This window comes from Synechococcus sp. Cruz CV12-2-Slac-r (assembly GCF_024346075.1).
In the GTDB taxonomy this organism is placed as follows: Bacteria; Cyanobacteriota; Cyanobacteriia; order PCC-6307; family Cyanobiaceae; genus Synechococcus_D.
The window spans coordinates 1-3,528 of sequence record NZ_JAGQEK010000162.1 but is presented as its reverse complement, the minus strand read 5'-3'; the positions used below and the strand labels follow the sequence as shown (position 1 = coordinate 3,528).

Sequence of the window (3,528 nt, the reverse complement as noted above, 5' to 3'; positions counted from 1 at the left end):
GTGCCATCTGAACGGATTGGAGGCCATCAGGTGCGTCAGCATATGGGCCGCTGGGATCAGCATGTGTGCTCCTGGGCGGATCAACAGCAGTTGCCAGTATTAATAATTAGATATGAGGATATGCTCTGCAATGGTTCAACAACCTTTGCTAAATTAGCAGATTTTCTTGGTTTGCCTGTTGAGCAGGTTTTGGTAGATCAAGCTATTGCTAATACTTCGATTGATAAATTAAAACAACTAGAAGAGAAAGTTGGTGGTTTTGCTGAGAAGCCAGAGGGGTGCAACCGTTTCTTTCGATCTGGCAGAAGTGGTGAGGGAGCTGAGCAGCTGAGTATTCCCCAGCGCCAACAATTAGCAGCTGAAATGGCTGATGTAATGAAATGCTTTGGTTATGAAGGAGTAGAAGATGATGTGTGAATTTAGTGTTGAATATGTTTTTGGCAGCCTTGATAAGGCTCTTGCTGCTGAACTAATTGATTTTTGGAACCTTAATCAGGCTTCTTATCAGGCAGAACTAAAGAGTTTTAGATCGCATGGCGATTTGAGTGAAATAGAGCCACTCTTAAGCAAGCAAAAGGTGTTACGAAGGCAGCCAGGTGCGATTGCTAGAAATCAAGAAGGATCCATTATTGGAGTGGTATTTGTTGTTTTTAGGGAATTAGAATCTCACCTTAATTTAGGAAGCCATGCTTATTTTCAGCGTATGTATGTATTGCCGCAAGCTAGATCATACCGTTTAACGAATCAACTGTATAAAAAATTTCTAGAAGGTTTTATTAGTTCCGTTGAGTTGCGTGATCATAGGGCTTCTACTCTGATGGCAGAAAATATTAACTTAGGCTTGCAAAAGGGATCTGTGAGACGTTATTTTGCAAGACTAGGGTTTGAGATGCTTGGCTCTAATCAGCTTGGTGGTGAGGTGTGGTTATTGAAATTACGCAATCAGTTTATATTTTGAGATTGGTTTATTCCGCAACTATTACTATAATATTTTTATTTATAGCTTGTTCCAGCCAGTTAGTTGTTTCTTGTATGCAAATTGATCGTTCAACATTAAATTCAGCGCACAGTAGATCGCATATTTGATTCAGGGTTTGTGTTGAGTGCAGAGCTTGCCATATGGCAGAACCAGTTTCATTTAGAACGAGGTAATCGCAAGTTTTACTTTGGAAGAGTGTTATTTGATCATCCAATTCACTAAATACAACGGCGGGATGCTGCTTGAATCGCTTTGTGTTTGGGCTTTGATGTTGTTGAGTGTCCATATTAAAAAAGCTTAATAGATTGTAGGAGGAGTTGCGTTTTAAGAAGGCTCTGAAATTGTTTTTCCTGAACCTGAGGATCCACTTCAACCTTTGCTATCTATTGTAGTGAACATTTGGGATAGTGCAGGTTAAATAATTACAGCTTTTTCTAACGTTATTTAATGCCCCGCTCACCCCGCCATCTGCCGCAGGGCTATTCATTTCATATCACACTTAGATGTAATAGTAGAGAATTTTTGATTGCTAAAGGGTTGAGAAGGGATGTGCTGCTCGCAGTGCTAGCTAAAGCACAAGCCAAGGTGCCGCACAAGTTGTATGGGGTGTGTTTGATGGCAAATCATCTGCATCTACTTATCAGACCAGATGATGCCTCCCAATTGCCGAGATTGATGCATTGGATTGGCTGGTATTCAGCAATGGCACTCAACCGCCTTGCTGGGCGTTGCGGGCATTTTTGGGAAGCAAGGTATTACGCCACTGCGATTGCTCCTAAAGACCACAAACGAATGCTGAATACACTCAGGTATATCCACGCCAATCCAATGGCAGCAGGGATAAGAAAAGGATTTTATGACCCCTATTCCAACTACGGGCACTACAGCAGGCTGGAATGTGATGGCATCAGTGAATGGCATCCAAGTTTTCTGCAAATGGCACCAACGCTTAAAGGATGCTCTAAGCGTTATGAGCGTTTCTGCCAGCAGTATCGCCATCACGCCAAGGGAGCACCTAAGTGTCACTGGGGCTCAAGGATGCTTAAGAGATTGGTTGAGACCAGTAGAAGTAATAGGAGCAAGAGCAAACGAATATCACCAGGGCAACAGCAACTACCTTTTGCTTTTGATTTACGCCTAAATCAAATCCCAGAAGAATGGCATCAGATTGCGGTGAGATTTAGAAGAGCAAATGGCATCCGTGATGGCGATAAAGAACGATGTATTTGGTAGCTGCGTTGTGGAAATAAATGTATAAGTAGAGATAGAGAATATGAATGCGGGCTTTGCTGCTGATTGAAATAGTTGAGATATTTAATGCGGTGAAGGGAGCTTAAAGTTGGCATTAAATGGGTGAAATGGTGCCAGGTATCGGTAGTGCTTTTAGGTGCTTTGTTAGTTATTGAAGAAATAAAAAGCCCCTGTGATTGCAGGGGCTGAGTGGAGTAGGATCAATATTATAAAACTATGAGTAGATGTCAAGGTCCCTCTTCTGCTATTGGATTATATTAATTTCAAGGTCCATGTCAAGATGAGTGTATCGTGTACCCGCACATCCCTATGCTTCACAGTTTCTGTGAGAGCTTGTATTACAGGTGTCTGCCAAGCTTTCTTCTTGCTTGGTGCTCCATAGCCATTTGAGCCAAAGCGATATTTAAGATCTGCTGAAAAACGTGTTTCAAATGCTTGGTCATAGGAAAGATTAACGCCAGCAGTTAAGCCATTGCTGATGTTGTAAGAAACCCTGCCATTCACACCAGAGCTATCAGCAGTACCAAGATCACCCTGTTGGTAGTAATAACCAACGGATGCTTTGAAATCTGGAGTGATGCTGTAGCCAACATCAAGGCCATAGGTATCTAAAGCACCGCCAAAGTAATTACTATTTAAACGATATTCACTGGTGCCAACAGGAATTAGTGCATATGCATTAAAGTTCCAGGTATTAGAAACAGCTTCTAAACCTGCTGCCACCTGTTGATAAAAAACAGTAGATGAATTTCTTACATTCACACCAGTATCAGCAGCGCCTGTTGCCATCGGGCGGCTGTCATAACCAGCATTCACGCCAAACATCCAGGAGCGATCACTATTTAAAAAGCGATAACCCAGTCTTGATGAGGTGGAAATGGTGGTGCCAGCAACTGTTGTATTAATAATGCTGCTGTAGTTGTTGTAATCAGCAAAATTAACGTTTGCTTGAGCGTCTAAGAAAAATACGCTGTTATCACCAGTAACTAAAGGTAAAAAGCCACCAATACCCGCTTGATTAGGAGTGCCAGCTCCTTGTAGTGCTCCTTGAAAACCAAAATTAGGTTGAATGGCATCTTTAAGCGAAATGCTCATCACGCCAAGGTCTGCTGCTGTGCCCTGGGTGGTTTTGGCTTCTTGCGCTGTTGCTGATCCAATACCAAAAGGTATTGATGCGAGTGCCAGGGCGGCAGTGCCAGCAAGGGAGAGCGACAGACGGATAGATTGCTGCACTACTGGGAACCTTGAAAAATAAAATTATCATCAAACAAAGTGCTGCATCATCAAGGCCTTGAGGT

At 42.5% G+C, this 3,528-nt stretch carries 5 protein-coding genes; 3 read left to right on the top strand and 2 right to left on the bottom strand.

Annotation, left to right across the window (positions count from 1 at the left end):
• Together KB557_RS09875 and KB557_RS09870 are read left to right on the top strand one after the other, a co-directional pair.
• Window positions 1-417, top strand: a 417-nt coding sequence (locus KB557_RS09875) for a sulfotransferase domain-containing protein (RefSeq protein ID WP_255133762.1), incomplete at its 5' end; no start/stop codon positions are given.
• Window positions 407-958: a hypothetical protein gene (locus tag KB557_RS09870; RefSeq protein ID WP_255133761.1), complete on the top strand. Its 552-nt coding sequence runs from the start codon at window positions 407-409 to the stop codon at window positions 956-958. The genes KB557_RS09875 and KB557_RS09870, both read left to right, overlap by 11 nt.
• Before the next feature lie 7 nt (window positions 959-965).
• Here the strand turns inward: KB557_RS09870 and KB557_RS09865 are convergent, their stop codons facing one another.
• Window positions 966-1,265 carry a PqqD family protein gene (locus KB557_RS09865; RefSeq protein WP_255133759.1) on the bottom strand — a complete coding sequence of 100 codons (300 nt, stop codon included), beginning with the start codon at window positions 1,263-1,265 and terminating at the stop codon, window positions 966-968.
• A 161-nt stretch (window positions 1,266-1,426) separates the two neighbouring features.
• On the opposite strand from KB557_RS09865, the gene KB557_RS09860 reads away from it, so the two are divergent.
• On the top strand, window positions 1,427-2,212 hold the full coding sequence (locus KB557_RS09860; RefSeq protein ID WP_255133757.1) for a transposase: 786 nt from the start codon (window positions 1,427-1,429) through the stop codon (window positions 2,210-2,212).
• 270 nt (window positions 2,213-2,482) lie between these two features.
• Here KB557_RS09860 and KB557_RS09855 read toward each other — a convergent pair whose 3' ends face one another.
• Window positions 2,483-3,463: a carbamoyl-phosphate synthase gene (locus KB557_RS09855; RefSeq protein ID WP_255133754.1), complete on the bottom strand. Its 981-nt coding sequence runs from the start codon at window positions 3,461-3,463 to the stop codon at window positions 2,483-2,485.
• Window positions 3,464-3,528 lie beyond the last annotated feature (65 nt).